Here is a 17103-nt window from a genome sequence, read left to right on the forward strand (position 1 = left end):
TCAGGAGAAATGCATTGCCTCACCATCCGCCGAGACGGCCCATGAGCGTCGCGAGGCAGCTCTTCCTCCTGCAGCTCGTCGTGTTGGTGCTGGTCATCGGCGCCGGGACCGCGCTGGCCATCGTCGATCAGCGCCGCGACAGCGACGAGACCACCCGACGTGCCGTCACGGCCGTCGCGACCACGCTCGCGCTGTCGGACGGCACCGTCGAGGCGTTGCGGTCCCCCGACCCGACGGCGGTTCTCCAGCCCCAGACCGAGCGGATCCGCGCCGCGACCGGCACCGATTTCATCGTCGTGATGACTCCCGCAGGCATCCGCTTCACCCACACCAACCCGGAGCTGATCGGTGGTGTGTTCTCCGGCAACATCGAGCGCGCCCTCCGCGGGGAGACGTTCACGGAGACGTACGCCGGCTCGCTGGGACCCTCGATCCGGGCCGTGGCCCCGGTGTACGACGGCGACCGGGTCGCGGGTCTCGTGTCCGTCGGCGTCACGCGTGAGAAGATCGGCGACCAGTTCGCCGCAAGTCTGCCGACCATCTTCGCGGTCGCCGCGATCGGTCTGGCGGTGTCGGCGGCCGGCTCGTTCCTGCTGAGCCGGCGCCTGCGCCGTCAGACACTGGGCATGGCGCCGGACGAACTGCGGCAGATGTACGAGCATCACGACGCCGTCCTGCACTCGATCGGCGAGGGCCTGGTGGTGCTCGGCCGCGACAGCGGTGACACCGCGAAGGCCGAAGTGGTGAACGACGAAGCGCGCCGCCTCCTCGATCTCCCGGAGGGCCCCGTCCCGGTGACCGCGCTTCCGGAGTCGCTGCGACAATCGCAGGACGACGATTCGCGGGACGAGGTGCACGTGACCCCCGACCGCGTGCTGCTGGTCAGCCGGGAGCCCGTGAAGTGGGAGGGGCAGCGCCTCGGGACGGTGCTGACATTGCGTGATCGCACCGAAATGCAAAGCATCATGGGCGAACTCGACTCGGTACGCGGATTCGCGGAATCGCTGCGGTCACAGGCCCACGAATCGGCGAACCGTCTGCACACGATCATCACGATGGTCGAACTGGGCCGCTACGACGACGCGATCGCGTTCGCCACCGAGGATCTGCGGTTGTCGCAGGAACTGATCGACCGCCTGATGACGGCGGTGCACGAACCCGCCCTGGCCGCACTGCTGCTCGGCAAGGTGGGTGTGGCCGCCGAGCGGGGAGTCGACCTGACCGTCACCGAAGACACCGCTCTCGGGCCCGTCGCGCCGCTCAGTGCGCGGGAACTCGTCACGCTGGTGGGTAATCTCGTGGACAATGCGATCGACGCCGCTCGTGGTGCGACGGAGTCCCCCGGAGAGGATGCGTGGGTGGAAGTGACCGTCCGTCAGGAGGATTCGATGATGGTGGTGCGGGTAGCCGACAGCGGACCCGGCATTCCCGCCGACGAACTCGACAAGGCGGTCACGCGCGGCTACTCCACCAAGTCGGGTCAGCGCGGGCTCGGGCTGGCGTTGGTGGCCCAGGTGGTGGCGCGGCACGGCGGGACGATCCACACGGAGCCGTCGCTCGGGTCGATGATCGTCGTCGAGATCCCGATCGACGGGGCCGCCTCGTGATCCGTGTGATGATCGTCGAGGACGAACCACTCATCGCCGAGGCCCACCGGGCGTATGTGGAACGCATTCCGGGTTTTTCGGTCCACACCGTCGTTCACGACGGTAACGGCGCGATGCGCGCGGTCGCCGCCGCGAACGCCAGCGACGACCCCATCGACCTCGTCCTCCTCGACATCGGCCTGCCGGATGCCAGCGGACTCGACGTGGCGGCGGCACTGAGCGGCGTGCGACCGAGTCCCGACGTGATCGCGGTGACGTCGGCCCGCGACCTCGAGATGGTCCGCACCGCCGTGGCGCGCGGAATCGCCCTGTATCTCCTGAAGCCGTTCACGTTCGCCGCGTTCCGCGACAAACTCGAGCGGTACCGGGAATTCCGCGACGCCCTGCCCGCCGGAAGCAACGCGCTGAGCCAGCACGACATCGACCGGGCGATGTCGGCGCTGCGCACCTCCGACGAGCGCGCGGCATCCCCGAAAGGCGTTGCACCACAGACACTCGACCACGTCTCCGCCTGCGTCCGTGACGCTGCGGGACCGCTGACGGCGGCCGAGGTTGCGGCCAGTATCGGGGTCTCCCGGGTCACGGCCTGGCGGTATCTCGAACGTCTCGCCGACGACGGCGTGCTGACCCGGCACACCGAGTACGGCAGGGCGGGGCGCCCGCAGATTCGGTACGCGCTGCGCTGACCCGTAACGGACCGGCCACGCCACGCGGGACAGTGAGTGAGGCGAAGTAATTCCTGTCGGGGGACGACGCAGGGAGAACGCATGAAGACTCACATGGCAGCAGCGTTTCTGACGGTCGCGGCCGCGACCGCGCTCACCGGGTGCACCGGAAACGGCACCACAGGGGCACCCACCCCGGCCGTAGCGCAGGCCGGGCCCTGCCTCGATCTCGATTCCGCGCTGGTCACCGACGCGTTCGCTTCGCTCGGTAACGCACCGGGTGGCGATCCGTGGGTACCGGGAACTGCCTCCGATGCCGCCGGTGAGAACTGCCCCGCACTGCTGTGGGCCACGGCGGAGACGCCCGGGGGAACGGTGAGCTCGCCGACCCAGGTGCTGCTCTTCCACGACGGCAGGTATCTGGGCACCGCGACAGCCGAATCGTATGCCTACACCCAGGTGGTCGGATCCACCGACGACTCCGTGTCCGTGGAGTACAGGTGGCTCGGCGAGCAGGACGCCAACTGCTGCCCGTCGGGCGGACCTGCGGTCGTCACCTACTCCTGGGACGGATCCCGGGTGGTCATGGAGCAGCCGTTACCGCAGGAGATGCTCGACTCCTACAAGTGACATCCGACTACCACTGTGGCGCACCAGCATTGATCGGACGCCGCAAGACCCACCCGTGCCGAGTCGAGAAAACCTCACCTAGAGGTTGTGACCTGCATCACATCGGTGGACGATTGTAGAGGAGTCACCTCCGGCTCGTAGTAACTCAGTCAAGGACCTTCACATGTCTAGCAGAATTGCCACCACACTCGCCGCGATTGCAATGACCCTGTCACTCGGCGCTCTCGCTGCCCCCGCAGCTGTCGCCGCACCGCTCGCTCCCGCACCGACCCCGGCAGTCGGTTCGATCTCGGTCTGCCTCAACCTGCCACTGGGGTCGGCCAGCATCAGTTTCTGCATCTGAGCCCTGCGAGGCGGAAGCCCCCTGACAAGCCGATTTCCGCCTCGCCCGCCGATGCTCTTCACACGCCGAGATATCGCATCCTCGGCGCGGGTGCCGCAGTACCTAATCGCCGATCGTGTCGAGCACCCAGGCGAATTCGAACGCTACTTCTTTCCACTTCTCGTAGCGTCCGCTGACACCGCCGTGCCCGGCGCTCATCTCCGTCTTGAGGAGCAGCGGCGAGTCGCCGGTCTTGGTGGCGCGCAGTTTGGCCACCCACTTCGCCGGTTCGACGTAGAGCACCCTGGTGTCGTTGATGCTGGTGATCGCGAGGATGGCCGGGTAGTCCTTGGCCTCGACGTTCTCGTACGGACTGTACGAGCGCATGTACTCGTAGACCTCGGGGTTCTCCAGCGGGTTGCCCCACTCGTCCCATTCGATGACGGTCAGCGGTAGCGAGGGGTCGAGGATCGACGTCAGCGGGTCCACGAACGGAACGTTGGCGAGGATGCCGGCGAACAGTTCGGGTGCCAGGTTGGCCACCGCACCCATCAGCAGGCCACCTGCGCTGCCGCCGTCGGCGACCATCTGCTGCGGCGTGGTGCGTCCGGTGTCGATCAAATGCCGTGCGCTCGAGACGAAGTCGGTGAAAGTGTTCTTCTTCGTGAGCGTCTTGCCGGTCTCGTACCAGTGTCGGCCCATCTCGCCGCCGCCGCGCACGTGCGCGACCACGAACACCACTCCGCGGTCGAGCAGGGACAGCCGCGCGACGGAGAAGGCGGGATCCATGCTGGCCTCGTACGATCCGTAGCCGTAGAGGAGCGTGGGCGCGGGGTCGTCGACGCCGTTCGTCTTGCGCCGGACGATCGAGAGCGGGATGCGCGTCCCGTCCTCGGCGACGGCCCAGTCGCGTTGCTGCTCGTAGTTGCCGGCGTCGAATTCGCCGAGCACGGGTTGCGACTTACGCAGGGCGAGTTCACCCGTCGACAGCACGTAGTCGTAGACCTGGCCGGGCGTGATGAACGACGTGAACGCCATCCGCAGGGTCGGTTGCCGCCATTCCGGGTTGGCCCCGAGCCCGACGCTGAAAAGTTCCTCGTCGAATTCGATCTCCGTGAACTCGCCGTAGCCGTCCTTGCCGAGCGGCCAGATGGCCAGCCGGGTCAACGCTTCGCGGCGGTAGCCGAGCACCAGGTGATCGGCGAACGCGTCTACCTCCTCCAACCGCACTTCGGAACGGTGCGGAATGAGAATGGTCTGCGACGTCGGGTCGGACACCGGCGCCTCGGCGAGCACGAAGTTCTCGGCCTTCTCCCCGTCGACGACGTCGTTGTGCATGATCAGGAAGCGGTCTTCCCCCGCGACGACCGCGTGCTCGACGCCGTATTCGACGCCCTCGCGTCGCGGCAGCACCACCCGGAACTCGCCCTCGGGATTCTCCGATTCGAGCACCCAGCCTTCGCTGGTGATCTTCGACCCCACCCAGATCATGAGGTACTTCTCGCTCCGGGTGGATCCGACCGACACCCAGAACCGCTCGTCCAGCTCGTGGAACACGGTGACGTCCTGCGCACGGTCGGTGCCGAGCTTGTGCCGCCACACGGTGTCGGGGCGCCAGGACTCGTCGACGGTGAGATAGAAGACGTGACTGTGGTCGATGGCCCAGGTGGCGCCGGGCGCGGTGTCGGGGATCTCGTCGGGCAGCAGTTCGCCGGTCACGAGGTTCTTGAAGCGCAGCGTGTACCGCTCGTCGCCGACCACGTCCACCGAGTACGCGAGGAGCGTGCCGTCGTGGCTGAGAGAGAAGGCGCCGATGGAGAAGAAGTCGTGCCCCTCGGCCTCGGCATTGCCGTCGAGCAGCACCTGCTCACCGGGAAGTTCGACACCCGGAGCCAGTTCCGGCGGGGTCCAGTCGTCGGGGCCGGCGATCGGCGCCCGGCACTGGACGCCGTACTGCTTGCCCTCGATGGTGCGGGCGTAGTACCACCAGTCGCCCATGCGGGTGGGAACCGACATGTCGGTCTCCTGCGTGCGGGACTTGATCTCCTGGAAGATCTGGTCCCGCAACGGCGCGAGATGCGCGGTCTGCTGCTCGGTGTACGCGTTCTCGGCCTCGAGATACGCGACGACTTCCGCGTCTTCCTTGTCGCGCAGCCACTCGTACTCGTCGACGAACGTGTGACCGTGGTGGACGCGTTCGGTGGGGACGGTCTTCGCGACCGGCGGGGTGAGTTTCGCGCCTTCGGAGGTCATGTCTCAGCCCACCCAGTCCGCGAACGACAGACCCGAGATCCGCTCGTACGCTTCGATGTACCGCTCGCGGGTCGCCTCCACGATCTCCGCGGGCAGCGGCGGCGGCGGAGTGTCGGACGCGCGGTCCCAGCCGGATTCGGGCCCGGTGAGCCAGTTGCGGACGAACTGTTTGTCGAAGCTCGGCTGAACCTTCCCGGCCTCGTACCCGTCGGCCGGCCAGTACCGGGACGAATCGGGGGTGAGGACCTCGTCGGCGAGAACCAGGTTGCCCTGCGGATCCAGGCCGAACTCGAGCTTGGTGTCGGCGAGGATGATGCCCCGGTCCGCGGCGAAGTTGGATGCCCGGCCGTAGACGTCGAGGGTGTCGTCGCGCAGCTTCACGGCCAGATCCTGGCCCACCTTCTCGACCACGGCCTCGAAGCTGATGTTCTCGTCGTGCTCGCCCAGTTCGGCCTTACTGGCGGGCGTGAAGATCGGGTCGGGAAGCTGGCTCGCCTCCACCAGACCCTCGGGCAGTGCGACTCCGCACACCGCGCCGGTCTCGTTGTAGTCGATCAGCCCCGACCCCGTGAGGTAGCCGCGGGCCACGCACTCGACGGGGACCATGTCCAGCTTCCGGACCACCAGCGCGCGGCCGAGGACCTCTTCGGGGATCCGGCTGTCGTCGGGCTCCCCGGCCAGGTGGTTGTTGCCGCCGAGGACGCCGAAGAAGAAGACGCTCATCGCGGTGAGCACCCGCCCCTTGTCGGGGATCGGGGTGCTGAGGACGTGGTCGTAGGCGGAGATCCGGTCGCTCGCGACCAACAGGAGGTGCTCGTCGTCGATCGTGTAGAGGTCGCGGACCTTGCCACCGGCCAGATGGGCGTATGAATCGAGTGAGGGGCGCACGGTGGTCCAGCCTATCGGTCGGGCACCGACCGGCGGCCGCTGACCTTCGAGCTGGGCAGACGGCCCGCCGTCGACTTCCCGGTCATCTCGTCGCCCTCGACGACCACGTCGAACTTCAGGTGGAGGCGCAGCGGCGTGGTGATGGACTGAGACCAGGTGAGCCGGTTCCCGTCGAGCGCCGGGTCGGTGAGCGGCACTTCCTCCGCGTCTCCACGAGCGGTGCCGCGGAGTTCCCCGTCCTGCGTGACGAAGGTCAGTTCGACTCGTTGCTTCCCGATGGGCGTGGCGATCACCACGTTCCAGGTGCCGTCGACAGACATGGTTGTGCTCCTCAGATGGGGGTGGGTTCGAGCCCGCGGGCACACCAGACGGTGCCGCGGCGCTCGTAAGCGAACAGCGTCTCGACCGCGTGCGCGATGCGCGGTCCCAGCTCCCGCTCGAGCAGATACAGCCCGAGGTCCAGACCCGAGGTGACGCCGGCCGCGGTGACGAGGTCTCCGTCGTCGACGACGCGGGCATCGACGGCGACCACACCGGTGGCGTCGAGCAGATCCATCCCCAGGTGATGGGTGACGGCGTGGCGGCCTTCGACGAGTCCGGCCATCGCGAGCACGAGCGAGCCGCCGCAGACGGTGGCGACGATCAGGTCGGGGTCGGCACAGGCCTCCCGCAGCACGTCGGGGAGCCGCGTCTGGAGGGTCCGCGCGAGAATTCTGGGGATGGTGTCGTCGCCTTCGCCGCGCTCCTCCACGCGCCCCGACGCACCGGGCACGACGATCACGTCGGCCGTGTCCGCGTCGAGCGTCGCGGTCGCCCGCAAGCTCAGCGGCGCCGTTCCGCTGGGTACCTCACGCGCACCCTCCGCGGAGGCCAATTCGACGGTCAGCGCGCCGCCTGCGTGCAGGCCACCCGCGTGCAGTACCTCGAAGGGAGCGATGACGTCGAGCGGGTCGAAGCCGTCGAACAGCGCGATCTGGACATGCATCCGTGGTGCCTTTCCCTGTCTGCCTCATGCCGAGTACATGGGGCCGCCAGTGACGCTAGCCAGCCGATGGACACCTGAGAACTGGCATTTTCGCCACATACCAACAGATTGTCGCCACCACATATCCGCAGCTTTCTGCTACACGCACCGCCATTCAGCGCCGTGATGCTGCCTTGGCGGAAATCGATCGACTGCGTAGGTTGTAGCCATGCACACCGTGGCAGTCCTGGCACTCGACGGTGTCATCGCGTTCGATCTCGCCACCCCGATCGAGGTCTTCGGCCGCACCAGGCTGCCGGACGGACGCGCGGCCTACCGGGTGAAGGTGTGTGCCCCGGACCAGGACGTGGACGCCGGCGCATTCACACTCCGCGCGCCCTGGGATCTGAGCACTCTGGACACGGCCGACACGATCATCCTGCCGGGGCTGGCCGACCCCACCGCTCCGGTTGCACCCGAAGTTCTCGAGGCGCTGCGCCGGGCCGCCGACAGCGGCACCCGAATCGCGTCGATCTGCGTGGGAGCGTTCACTCTGGCCGCCACCGGACTACTCGACGGCAGGCGGGCGACGACGCATTGGGCGGCCGCCGAACTCCTCGCCTCGCGCCACCCGCTGATCGACGTGGACCCGGCCGTGCTCTACGTCGACAACGGCCAGTTCCTGACCTCGGCAGGCGCCGCGGCAGGCCTCGACCTGTGTCTGCACATGATCCGCTCGGATCACGGGTCGGCCGTGGCCACCGACGCTGCCCGGTTGTCGGTCATGCCGTTGGAACGCGAAGGCGGCCAGGCACAGTTCATCGTTCACGAACGTCCACCGTCCGCGGAGCTGACGAGCCTCGAACCGCTGCTCCTGTGGATGCACGAGAACAGCCGCGAAGACCTGACGCTCGACGACCTCGCCCGGCGAGCCGGGATGAGCACCCGCACCCTCAATCGGAGATTCCGCGAGCAGACCGGCACCACACCGTTGCAGTGGCTCCACCGCGTCCGGATTCATCAGGCGCAGTATCTCCTGGAGACCACCGCTCACTCTGTCGACCGCATCGCCGCGCAGGTGGGGTTCGGGTCGCCGACCGCGTTCCGCGACCGGTTCAAGCGCGTCGTCGGGACCAGCCCCGCCTCCTACCGCGCGGCGTTCCGCGGATCCTCGGCGACCGCGTAGCGGCTGCGCGGGCACAGCCGCGGAACACTTCGTCTCCCTTTGTCGTTACCGTTGGTCAGGAACTCTTGTGAGCGCGGTAACCGGAAAAGGTGGGTAATGGCGACGGACACGACCCCGGTCGACGTCGGGTTCCGTTCGGAACGCGGACCGATTCTCGTGTCGCTGATGCTCACGACGTCACTGGTCGCGCTCGATGCGACCATCATCTCCACCGCCGTCTTCACCATCGTCGGGGACCTCGGCGGCTTCTCGCAGTTCCCGTGGCTGTTCTCGATCTACCTGCTCACCCAGGCCGTGTCGGTGCCGATCTACGGCAAGCTGGCCGACATCTTCGGCCGGAAGCCGGTGATGCTCCTGGGCATCGCCCTGTTCGGCGTCGGGTCGGTGCTGTGCGGGATCGCATGGAGCATGCCCGCGCTGATCGCGTTCCGTGCAGTGCAGGGTCTCGGTGCCGGAGCCGTCCAGCCGATGAGCATGACCATCGCCGGAGACATCTACACCCTCGCCGAACGCGCCAAGGCCCAGGGCTATCTGGCCAGCGTGTGGGGCATGTCGGCGGTGGTCGGCCCGACCCTCGGCGGGGTGTTCTCCGAGTACCTGTCGTGGCGGTGGATCTTCTTCGTCAACATTCCCCTGTGCCTGCTCGCGGCCGTGATGCTGATCCGCAACTTCGACGAGAAGCAGATCCGCACGAAGCGCTCCATCGACTACGCCGGCGCCGGAATCCTGGCAGTCGGTGCGACACTGCTCATCCTCGGACTCCTCGAAGGCGGGCAGGCCTGGGCATGGAGTTCACCGATCAGCCTCGGCATCTTCGCGGCGGGATTCGTGTTCCTGGTCGTCTTCGTGCTCGTGGAACGGAGCGCCGCCGAACCGGTGCTGCCGCTGTGGGTGTTCACCCGGCGGGTTCTCGCGGCGAGCAGTCTCGTGTCACTTCTGGTCGGGGCGATCGTCCTGGGCCTGACCACCTACGTGCCGACCTTCACGCAGGGCGTCCTCGGGACGGGCGCACTGGTGGCCGGGTTCGCGCTGGCAACCCTGACCATCGGCTGGCCGATCGCCGCGTCGCAGTCCGGGCGCGTGTACCTGCGTTTCGGCTTCCGTGTCACGGCCACCGCGGGAAGCCTGCTGGTGGTGGCGGGCACCGCTCTCACGTTGAGCCTGTCCATCGAGTCGGCGGTGTGGCAGGTGGCGATCTGCTGCTTCGTCATCGGCGGCGGAATGGGTCTCGTCGCGAGCCCGACCCTCATCGCGGCGCAGTCGAGCGTCGACTGGTCGGAACGCGGCGTCGTCACGTCGACCAACATGTTCGCCCGGTCCATCGGGAGCGCCGTGGGGGTCGCCCTGTTCGGCGCCCTCGTCAACGCGCGACTGGGCGGCGCCGACAACCCCGCACCGGGTGATCTGGCAAGTGCCCTGCATCTGGTGTTCGTGGCCGCCCTCGGCGCGGCCGTCGTACTGGTCGTCGCCGCGGCAGCGATGCCGAAGTCCGCCTCGGCGCCGGAGGTCGAGACGAGCGCGCCGACGTCCGACCGCCGGCTGTGAAGGAGTGACCGTGCCCGACCCGTGCGTCGACGTGCTGATCGCGTCGTATCTGGAGCAGGACCTGGTCGAGAGGATCGCAGGCTGCGACCCTCGGATCCGGGTGTCGTACGCACCCGAACTGCTCCCCCTGCCTCGATGGCACAGCGATCACGTCGGGGTGCCGCGTGAGCTGACGGCCGGCGAGCACGACCGGTGGACGTCGATGTTGCGGACCGCCGACGTCATGTTCGATTTCGACTGGCGCCACCCCGAACGCACACTCGAACAGTCGCCGAAGCTGAAATGGATCCAGGCGACGTCCGCGGGCGCCGGGCAACTGATCGACAAATTCGGGCTGTCGCGGGCGCCGCTGACGGTGACGACCGCTGCGGGAGTCCACGCCGATCCGCTCGCGGAGTTCGCGCTCGCCGGCATCCTGCATTTCGCGCGCGGACTCCCCCGGCTGATCGCCGACCGGCAGACCCGGACCTGGCGCAAGCAGGAAACGACCGAACTCGCGGGACGTCACGCGCTGATCGTGGGCGCCGGCAAGATCGGCTCGCGCACAGCGGAACTCCTCCGGTGCTTCTCCGTCACCGCCGGCGGGGTCGCCCGCAACCCACGACCCGCAGGCGCGCCCTTCGACAGCATGACCACCACCGACCGGATCGCCGAGCACCTGCCCACCGCGGACATTCTCGTGATCTCCTGCGCCCTCACCGACGACACTCGCGGACTGATCGGACGCCGGGAACTCGCCGCCCTCCCCGACGGCGCACTGGTCGTCAATCTCGGCCGGGGGCCGATCATCGACGAAGACGCTCTCGCAGAAGCACTGTCGACGGGCCGGCTGGGTGGGGCGGTCCTGGACGTCACCTCCACCGAACCGCTGCGGGAGGATTCACCGTTGTGGACGGCCGACAACGTCATCCTCAGCCCGCACAGTGCCGCCAACGTGCCGTCCGAGAACGGGAAGGTCGTGGATCTGTTCGTCGAGAACCTCGGACGTTTCCTGTCGGGTGACGCCGCGCTGCTCAACGAGTTCGACTTCGACGCGGGATACTGACTGCGCCGAGCGGCCGCCCCCGCTACCGTGGGTATCCACCATGACCGACCGTGACCTCGTCGACCGGATCGACCGGCTCGTGCACGATCAACTCGCGCACCACGACAACCGATCCGGGTACGACTCGAACGTGAACCAGGCCCTGTGCCCGCACTGCGGACGCGAATGGCACGGACTCGCCATCACCGAACGCATGCAGCAGATGCGGCACGCTCGGGCTCTCGACCCGACATACAGCTACGTCCGCGATCACAGCAGGGTGCTGTGCGCGGGTTCGCCGTTCATCGGGCCGATGCCCGAAGAAGTGTTGCTGCTCGCGGGGTTCGATGTGCATGCCGCCTGGCGCGACATGGTGGCGGCGGCACGACAGGCGCCCGATCCGGTCGAGCAACCGGACCCGTTCGACGCGTATCGCACCGCCGGTGCGCCCGGCGACGAACCACCGGCCGTGGGCCTCGCAGGCGGATGCGACCGCGCGTCGTGGCACTGCCCGCAGTGCGGCGACCGAGCGCACTTCCTCGACACCGGCCGCGAACCCAACGCGTTCGCCGTCGCGCTGCGCGCCTACGCCGCGCACATCGCCTCGGCGCACGATCCTCTCGCGGACGACCGGGACGACGCGTCCGCGTTCTCGGCCCGCTGGGCACTCCCCACCCGCGGAGTGCTGTGGGACAGCCGGCACACCGTGATCGGACGATTCGGCCCCGGCGGCAGCGCTTTCGAACCCGGTGCCACCGCACGCGACCTTCGAGGCTTCGGCGGCCCACCGCCCACGCGAGCCTGACCGGAGTCGACGGCCCGACCACTTCACAGAGAGCGCCGGCGAACGGAGACCCATGACGGACGGCCGCGACGAACAGTCGATACAACGCAGAGCTCGCCACCGAACGGAAACGCCGCGGTGGTGGCGGGTGGCGACCGGAATCGTTCTCACTGCATTCGTCGCATTCGCCTGCGCTGCGACGCTGGTGATGACGATTCCGCTCGACCCGGTCTTCCCGTACGTCGTGCTTGCCGGTTTCGCCCTTCTGATTCTGGGTGCCGTGTGGCTGATCCTCGCCGCCGTACAGCTGGGGCGGTACCGGTGGGATCGGCGCATCTGCCTTGCACCGGCGATAGTGGTGCTGACGGCGACCCTCGTGTTCTTCGGTGTGCCGTCCGACCTCGGGTGGCGGCTGTCGGTGGGTGAACTGACCGCGTACGCGCAGACGTGCACCCCGTCGTCCGAGGACCAGCGGATCGGCCTGTACGACACCTGGCGGGTCGAGGCTTTCGACACCGGCTGCCATTTCTTCCTCGAAGGCGGCCTGGTCAACCTGGTCGGAGTCGCTCATCTGCCGCACGGCACCGACAAGCTCGGCCGACCCCGGCGCGACGGTGAGATCGGCTATCAGCACATCGAAGGCGACTGGTACCGCTTCATGCAGATCTTCTGAACCGTCCCGGCCGGCGAAGCCGAACCCAGCCGACCGACGTCGCTGTTCAGAAACCGGTGGCTGCGACGACGCGGCCCGCGGCGATGGCCTCGAGCAGGGCCGCATGGTCTCCGGTGTTCTGCTCGGCGTACGTTTCAGCGAATTCTGCTATCGCATGTTCGAATTCGGTGTCGTCCCCGAGATAGGCGGCGATCGCGATCCGATCGCCGGCCCGGGCGTGTGCATAGGCGAGGGCCCGTGCACACATTCGGCCGTACAACGTCATGACCTTGGGTGTCTGGGATTCGACCACCGCCGAACCCTTGCCGTCCCGCAGTTGGCGCACGTAGAAGTCCCGCTCGACGCCGTCGGGACCCACGCCACGTTCCCAGCCCAGGAAGATGTCGCTCGCGGCCTGCATCAGCCGCTGTCCGCTGACCACCCGTTCGCCTTCCGTCGCGAACGACGGCCCGTCGACGTAACGCGACAGCACGGACGAACCCGCCTCCTTGACCTGGAGAAACAGCGGATCGTCGTCGTCTGCTCCGAGCATCAGGATGATCCAGGTGCGGGTGCCCACGCTGCCGACCCCGACAACCTTGCGGGCGATCTGCACCATCCGGAACTGGTCGTAGAGGATGCGGTGGTTCCATCGCAGAGACTGCGCGTACACGTTCAGACGGTGTCGGATGTCGCGGTCCAACGATTCGAGGTCCTCGCCCGCGTACAACTCCTCGACCGGGACCAACAGTGGTGGGTCGCTGATGATCCGCCTCTCACCGTCCACCACGGCAGTCAGCTTGGAGAGCGCTTGGACGCTGTCACGGCGCCTCGCCTTCTCGAGAGTTGTGCGGGCGCGTTTCGTGTCTGCCTTGCCCAGCTCGGCTCGAAGCTCCACGAGTTCCGTTGTGGGCTCGATGTGGGAGTACCAGACGGCCAGGTTTCCCAGTTCTGCCTGTTTGGCAATGGTTTCGCGGTACTCGGCGGCGCAGGCGAGGGCAATGTTCCTGGTCTTCTTGCCGCTGAACCCGTTCTCCCGCGCCGCGATCGCGAGGCTGGCGACCAGGCGCTTGACATCCCATTCGAAGGGACCGGGATGTGTCTCGTCGAAGTCGTTGATGTCGAATGCCAGCCGGCGTTCCGGGGTCGCGAAGATTCCGAAGTTGCTCAGATGCGCATCGCCGCAGAGCTGCGTGCGCAGGCCCGTGGTGGGCGAGCGGGACAGGTCGTCGGCCATGATCGCGGCGGCACCACGGTAGAAGGCGAACGCCGTCGCCGCCATGCGCCCGTACCGGATCGGAACGAGTTCCGCGACTCTCTCCTGTGCCTGCCTCGCGAGGAGGCCCACCGGATCGCGCCGATCGGCGACGCCGTGCTCCGCGAGGGCAGCCGGCGGAGTGTCTCGGCGCGCCGCCGCCCCTCGTTGCGCGCGCTCGGACCGGCCCGGACGCGCCGCCGGTTCGTCGTGTTCCGCGTAGTTCGTCATCGGGCCGTAGATTCCTCGGACATGGCTCTCCGCCTTCCTCGAGCGACGCGATATGGCCGGTTGGTTCCCATTCTCCTCCGCCCGGAGGGGGTCGGCGGCAGATACCAGCATGTTCGTCGGTGAACGGGGGTGTGATCGCCGTGCCGTTCTGCTTGAATTGATGTATGTGCCGGTGGATGGCGTACTCGGGTGAGCCGATCCTCGCGGAGGACCTGTTGTTCCGACCGGTGCATTCGCTGATCGATCAGAGTCTGCACTCGCGTCTCGGGGCGACGACCACCAATGGTGACGGGTTCGGTGTCGGCTGGTACGGCGAAGGCAATGAGCCGGCGGTGTACAAGAGCATCGAACCGGCCTGGAACGACAGCAATTTGCGGGAGATCGCCGGTCAGGTGCGAACACCGATGCTGCTCGCGCACGTCCGCGCCTCGACCGGGACGCCGGTGCAGCGCAGCAATTGTCACCCCTTCCGGCACGGGCGATGGTTGTGGGTCCACAACGGCGCACTGCGCGGATTCCACGAGATCAGACGCGACCTGGTGATGGCCGTCGACCCCTCGCTGTTCTCCGACATCGAGGGGTCGACCGACTCCGAGACGCTGTTCTTCCTCGCCCTGACGTTCGGTCTCGTCGACGATCCGTTCGGTGCCGTTGCCCGGGCGGTCGGCTTCGTCGAAGACGTCGGCCACACATACGGGGTCGAGCATCCGGTGCAGATGACCGTCGCGACCACCGACGGTGAATCGCTGTGGGTCTTCCGCTATTCGAGTGAGCGGCAGTCGAGGTCGCTGTTCTTCTCCACCGAGGTCGCGAAGGTGCGCGCACTGCACCCGGAGGTCGAGGTGCTGCGCGAACTGAGTGGGGAGACCCGCTTCGTGGTCTCCGAGCCCCTCCGCGACCTCGAAGACGCGTGGAACGAAGTGCCGGAATCCTCTGCCGGGGTGGTCCGACCGGGCCAGGACGAAATCCGGCCGTTCGAACCGATCTCACCGGCCTGACTTCGCGAAGCTCACTTGGCGGTGCTCTTGCGAGGCCGCCCCCGACGCGCGGTCTTGACGGGAGGCGGACTCTCCGATTCCGGTTCCGCGTCGGCGGTGGATTCTTCGGACGGATCGTCGCGCCAACTGATTTCGATTTCGATCTCGGTCTCGTCGCCGTCGACCTCTATCTCGAGCTCCCACCGGACCCGGTCGCCGACGACGACGGAAATCGAGTCGCCACCCGAGCCCAGTTCCACCTCGGAGCCGCTCGCGAGGGCCTGTCCGAGCGCGATGAGCCGGTCGGACACCTCTTTCCGGGAGAGCTCGGACTTCCTCTTGATCTCCAGTTTGGGCACGGCGACTCCTCACCTCGGTGCAGTGTCTGATCACCGTAACTGCCGCGAGACCGGTGGCCGGATCGAACCGATGACAAAGTGAAGTTGTAGCTTCGTCGTCCCCACAGTGGGACACTCGGTGCAGCGCTCGATGGACGGACGGTGGGCCTCCTATGATCGAAGAACCGACGACGAGTGATTCGAAGCGGGCAGCCGGCCCACCACGACTCCTCGCGATTCTGTTGGCGATGGCGATGTTCGTGCTCGTCGTCGACACGTCGCTGATGAACGTGTCGATTTCCTCGGTGGTCCGCGACCTCGACACGACCGTCAGCGGCGTCCAGGCGGCGATCGCGCTCGAGGCGCTGGTATCCGCCGCGTTCATCCTTATCGGTGGCAAGGTCGGCGACCTCATCGGACGCAAACGGGCGTATGTGCTCGGCCTGCTCGGCTACGCAGTCGGTGCGACGGCGATGGCACTCGCACAGAGCCTGACCGCGATCATCATCTTCTGGGCCGTGCTGGGTGGAATCGGCGCGTCACTCCTCTTGCCCGCCATGCAGTCCCTCATCCACGGCAACTTCGAAGGCGCCGCTCAGAAGAAGGTCTACGCCCTGGTCGGGGCGGCGGCCGCGATCGCCGCCGCCGTCGGACCGCTGCTCGGCGGTTTCATCACCACCTACCTCTCGTGGCGCGTCGGGTTCGTGCTCGAGGTCGTCATCATCGCGGTCGTCCTGTCCGGCATCAAACTGGTCCGCGATGTGCCGTACACCGGACCCCGAGTCATCGACCTGGTGGGCGCGGCCCTCTCCGTTCTGGGGATGGGCGGCATCGTGCTGGGAATCCTGGTGTGGCAGGAGGGTGGCGAATCCGTAGCGGCGCTCCTGGTGATCGGTGCGACTGCGATGGCCGTGCTGGCGTACTGGCTCGTGCGGCGCAAACATCAAGGGAAGCCGGCACTGCTGGACCCGGACCTGTTCCGCTCCAAGATCTTCCGGCTGGGCATCTCGGGGCAGATGCTCCAGCAGATCGCCCTGGGTGGCACGATGATCGCGCTGCCGATCTACCTGCAGATGGTGCTCGAGTACAACGCGATGCAGGCGGGCTTGTCTCTCGCACCCCTCTCCCTCAGCATGTTCGCGGTAGCGTTGCTCGCGGGCAAGAAGGCGGGCGACCGGCGCCCGAGCAGCATCATCCGGTGGGGATTCGTGCTTCTCACGATCGGGATCGCGGTACTGATCCCGATCGTGCCGCGCGCCGAGTTCGGCTGGGGCCTCCTGATCCCCCTGATGGTTGCCGGATCAGGGTTGGGATTGCTGGTGTCTCAACTCAACAACTACACACTCGCCCCGATCGAGGAGGAGCGGATCAGCGAAGCCGCCAGCGTCAATTCTGCGGCGGGATCGTTCGGACTGTCGTTCGGACTGGCGTTCGCCGGCGCCATCATGCTGGCAACACTGTCGCTCACCTTCACGGCGATGGCGGAATCGAGCACCGTGCTCCCGCCTGCAGAGCAGCAACAGGTCGCGCAGGTGCTCGAGGACGACGCCGAAGTCATGAGCAACACCCAGCTCGAACAACTGCTCGTCGACCAACCCCCGGAAATTCAGGACGAGATCGTCCGCATCAACACGGACGCACGACCCCTCGCCCTTCAGGTCGCACTGCTCATCCCCATCCTCGCCGGCCTCATCGGGGTGTTCAACTCGTTCCGCATGAGGCGGATCCCGGACCCGACACCACAGAACTCGGGCGAAGGGACAGATCTGGGCTGAATCCCCG

Annotated in this window: 17 protein-coding genes; 11 read left to right on the forward strand and 6 right to left on the reverse strand. The window is 67.3% G+C overall.

Annotated features, from left to right (window positions below; translation table 11 throughout):
- Nucleotides 1–41: 41 nt before the first annotated feature.
- From OYT95_RS12545 to OYT95_RS12560, 4 genes are all read left to right on the forward strand, one after another.
- Nucleotides 42–1607 (forward strand): sensor histidine kinase, encoded by a 1566-nt coding sequence (locus OYT95_RS12545; protein WP_268791579.1) that lies wholly within the window; start codon nt 42–44, stop codon nt 1605–1607.
- Nucleotides 1604–2293, forward strand: a complete 690-nt coding sequence (locus tag OYT95_RS12550; RefSeq protein WP_112301242.1) for a response regulator — start codon at nt 1604–1606, stop codon at nt 2291–2293. Before OYT95_RS12545 ends, OYT95_RS12550 begins: the two co-directional genes overlap by 4 nt.
- A gap of 81 nt (nt 2294–2374) precedes the next feature.
- On the forward strand, nt 2375–2902 hold the full coding sequence (locus OYT95_RS12555; RefSeq protein ID WP_268791580.1) for an LppP/LprE family lipoprotein: 528 nt from the start codon (nt 2375–2377) through the stop codon (nt 2900–2902).
- A gap of 163 nt (nt 2903–3065) precedes the next feature.
- The gene (locus OYT95_RS12560) at nt 3066–3245 is read left to right on the forward strand and encodes a hypothetical protein (protein WP_037230587.1); all 180 of its coding nucleotides are present in this window, start codon (nt 3066–3068) and stop codon (nt 3243–3245) included.
- 102 nt (nt 3246–3347) lie between these two features.
- Here OYT95_RS12560 and OYT95_RS12565 read toward each other — a convergent pair whose 3' ends face one another.
- The 4 genes from OYT95_RS12565 to OYT95_RS12580 are packed head-to-tail and all read right to left on the reverse strand — an operon-like array spanning nt 3348 to nt 7350.
- Nucleotides 3348–5477, reverse strand: a complete 2130-nt coding sequence (locus OYT95_RS12565; protein WP_268791581.1) for a S9 family peptidase — start codon at nt 5475–5477, stop codon at nt 3348–3350.
- A 3-nt stretch (nt 5478–5480) separates the two neighbouring features.
- Nucleotides 5481–6365 carry a phosphoribosylaminoimidazolesuccinocarboxamide synthase gene (locus tag OYT95_RS12570; RefSeq protein WP_112301245.1) on the reverse strand — a complete coding sequence of 295 codons (885 nt, stop codon included), beginning with the start codon at nt 6363–6365 and terminating at the stop codon, nt 5481–5483.
- 11 nt (nt 6366–6376) lie between these two features.
- Nucleotides 6377–6685 (reverse strand): hypothetical protein, encoded by a 309-nt coding sequence (locus OYT95_RS12575; RefSeq protein WP_112301246.1) that lies wholly within the window; start codon nt 6683–6685, stop codon nt 6377–6379.
- Between the two features lie 11 nt (nt 6686–6696).
- Complete coding sequence (locus tag OYT95_RS12580) at nt 6697–7350, reverse strand: DJ-1/PfpI family protein (RefSeq protein ID WP_268791582.1); 654 nt, start codon at nt 7348–7350, stop codon at nt 6697–6699.
- A 208-nt stretch (nt 7351–7558) separates the two neighbouring features.
- On the opposite strand from OYT95_RS12580, the gene OYT95_RS12585 reads away from it, so the two are divergent.
- The 5 genes from OYT95_RS12585 (at nt 7559) to OYT95_RS12605 (ending at nt 12541) form a co-directional block, all read left to right on the forward strand.
- The gene (locus OYT95_RS12585; RefSeq protein ID WP_112301248.1) at nt 7559–8515 is read left to right on the forward strand and encodes a GlxA family transcriptional regulator; all 957 of its coding nucleotides are present in this window, start codon (nt 7559–7561) and stop codon (nt 8513–8515) included.
- A 96-nt stretch (nt 8516–8611) separates the two neighbouring features.
- Complete coding sequence (locus OYT95_RS12590; RefSeq protein WP_268791583.1) at nt 8612–10060, forward strand: MDR family MFS transporter; 1449 nt, start codon at nt 8612–8614, stop codon at nt 10058–10060.
- A gap of 4 nt (nt 10061–10064) precedes the next feature.
- A complete protein-coding gene (locus OYT95_RS12595) occupies nt 10065–11105 on the forward strand; it encodes a D-2-hydroxyacid dehydrogenase (RefSeq protein ID WP_128639934.1) in 1041 nt (346 codons plus the stop codon).
- Between the two features lie 40 nt (nt 11106–11145).
- On the forward strand, nt 11146–11889 hold the full coding sequence (locus OYT95_RS12600; RefSeq protein WP_268791584.1) for a hypothetical protein: 744 nt from the start codon (nt 11146–11148) through the stop codon (nt 11887–11889).
- A 127-nt stretch (nt 11890–12016) separates the two neighbouring features.
- Complete coding sequence (locus OYT95_RS12605; protein WP_268791585.1) at nt 12017–12541, forward strand: hypothetical protein; 525 nt, start codon at nt 12017–12019, stop codon at nt 12539–12541.
- Nucleotides 12542–12587: 46 nt separating this feature from the next.
- On the opposite strand, the gene OYT95_RS12610 is transcribed toward OYT95_RS12605, so the two are convergent.
- Entirely contained in the window at nt 12588–14006 is a 1419-nt protein-coding gene (locus OYT95_RS12610) for a DUF2252 domain-containing protein (protein ID WP_268791586.1), read from the reverse strand.
- A gap of 176 nt (nt 14007–14182) precedes the next feature.
- Here OYT95_RS12610 and OYT95_RS12615 point away from each other — a divergent pair, with 176 nt between their 5' ends.
- Complete coding sequence (locus OYT95_RS12615) at nt 14183–15004, forward strand: class II glutamine amidotransferase (RefSeq protein WP_128639938.1); 822 nt, start codon at nt 14183–14185, stop codon at nt 15002–15004.
- Between the two features lie 11 nt (nt 15005–15015).
- Here the strand turns inward: OYT95_RS12615 and OYT95_RS12620 are convergent, their stop codons facing one another.
- Entirely contained in the window at nt 15016–15342 is a 327-nt protein-coding gene (locus tag OYT95_RS12620; protein WP_037230610.1) for an amphi-Trp domain-containing protein, read from the reverse strand.
- A 152-nt stretch (nt 15343–15494) separates the two neighbouring features.
- On the opposite strand from OYT95_RS12620, the gene OYT95_RS12625 reads away from it, so the two are divergent.
- Nucleotides 15495–17096, forward strand: a complete 1602-nt coding sequence (locus OYT95_RS12625; RefSeq protein WP_268791587.1) for an MFS transporter — start codon at nt 15495–15497, stop codon at nt 17094–17096.
- Nucleotides 17097–17103 lie beyond the last annotated feature (7 nt).

Source organism: Rhodococcus sp. JS3073 (assembly GCF_026810085.1).
GTDB lineage: Bacteria > Actinomycetota > Actinomycetes > Mycobacteriales > Mycobacteriaceae > Rhodococcus_F > Rhodococcus_F wratislaviensis.

Bases quoted from the DNA above. Each gene is read 5' to 3' on its own strand.
- OYT95_RS12615 (WP_128639938.1), top strand. From the start codon at position 14,183: ATGGCGTACTCGGGTGAGCCGATCCTCGCGGAGGACCTGTTGTTCCGA.
- OYT95_RS12580 (WP_268791582.1), bottom strand. From the start codon at position 7,350: ATGCATGTCCAGATCGCGCTGTTCGACGGCTTCGACCCGCTCGACGTC.
- OYT95_RS12585 (WP_112301248.1), top strand. From the start codon at position 7,559: ATGCACACCGTGGCAGTCCTGGCACTCGACGGTGTCATCGCGTTCGAT.
- OYT95_RS12545 (WP_268791579.1), top strand. From the start codon at position 42: ATGAGCGTCGCGAGGCAGCTCTTCCTCCTGCAGCTCGTCGTGTTGGTG.
- OYT95_RS12590 (WP_268791583.1), top strand. From the start codon at position 8,612: ATGGCGACGGACACGACCCCGGTCGACGTCGGGTTCCGTTCGGAACGC.
- OYT95_RS12610 (WP_268791586.1), bottom strand. From the start codon at position 14,006: ATGACGAACTACGCGGAACACGACGAACCGGCGGCGCGTCCGGGCCGG.
- OYT95_RS12555 (WP_268791580.1), top strand. From the start codon at position 2,375: ATGAAGACTCACATGGCAGCAGCGTTTCTGACGGTCGCGGCCGCGACC.
- OYT95_RS12565 (WP_268791581.1), bottom strand. From the start codon at position 5,477: ATGACCTCCGAAGGCGCGAAACTCACCCCGCCGGTCGCGAAGACCGTC.
- OYT95_RS12560 (WP_037230587.1), top strand. From the start codon at position 3,066: ATGTCTAGCAGAATTGCCACCACACTCGCCGCGATTGCAATGACCCTG.
- OYT95_RS12575 (WP_112301246.1), bottom strand. From the start codon at position 6,685: ATGTCTGTCGACGGCACCTGGAACGTGGTGATCGCCACGCCCATCGGG.
- OYT95_RS12600 (WP_268791584.1), top strand. From the start codon at position 11,146: ATGACCGACCGTGACCTCGTCGACCGGATCGACCGGCTCGTGCACGAT.
- OYT95_RS12625 (WP_268791587.1), top strand. From the start codon at position 15,495: ATGATCGAAGAACCGACGACGAGTGATTCGAAGCGGGCAGCCGGCCCA.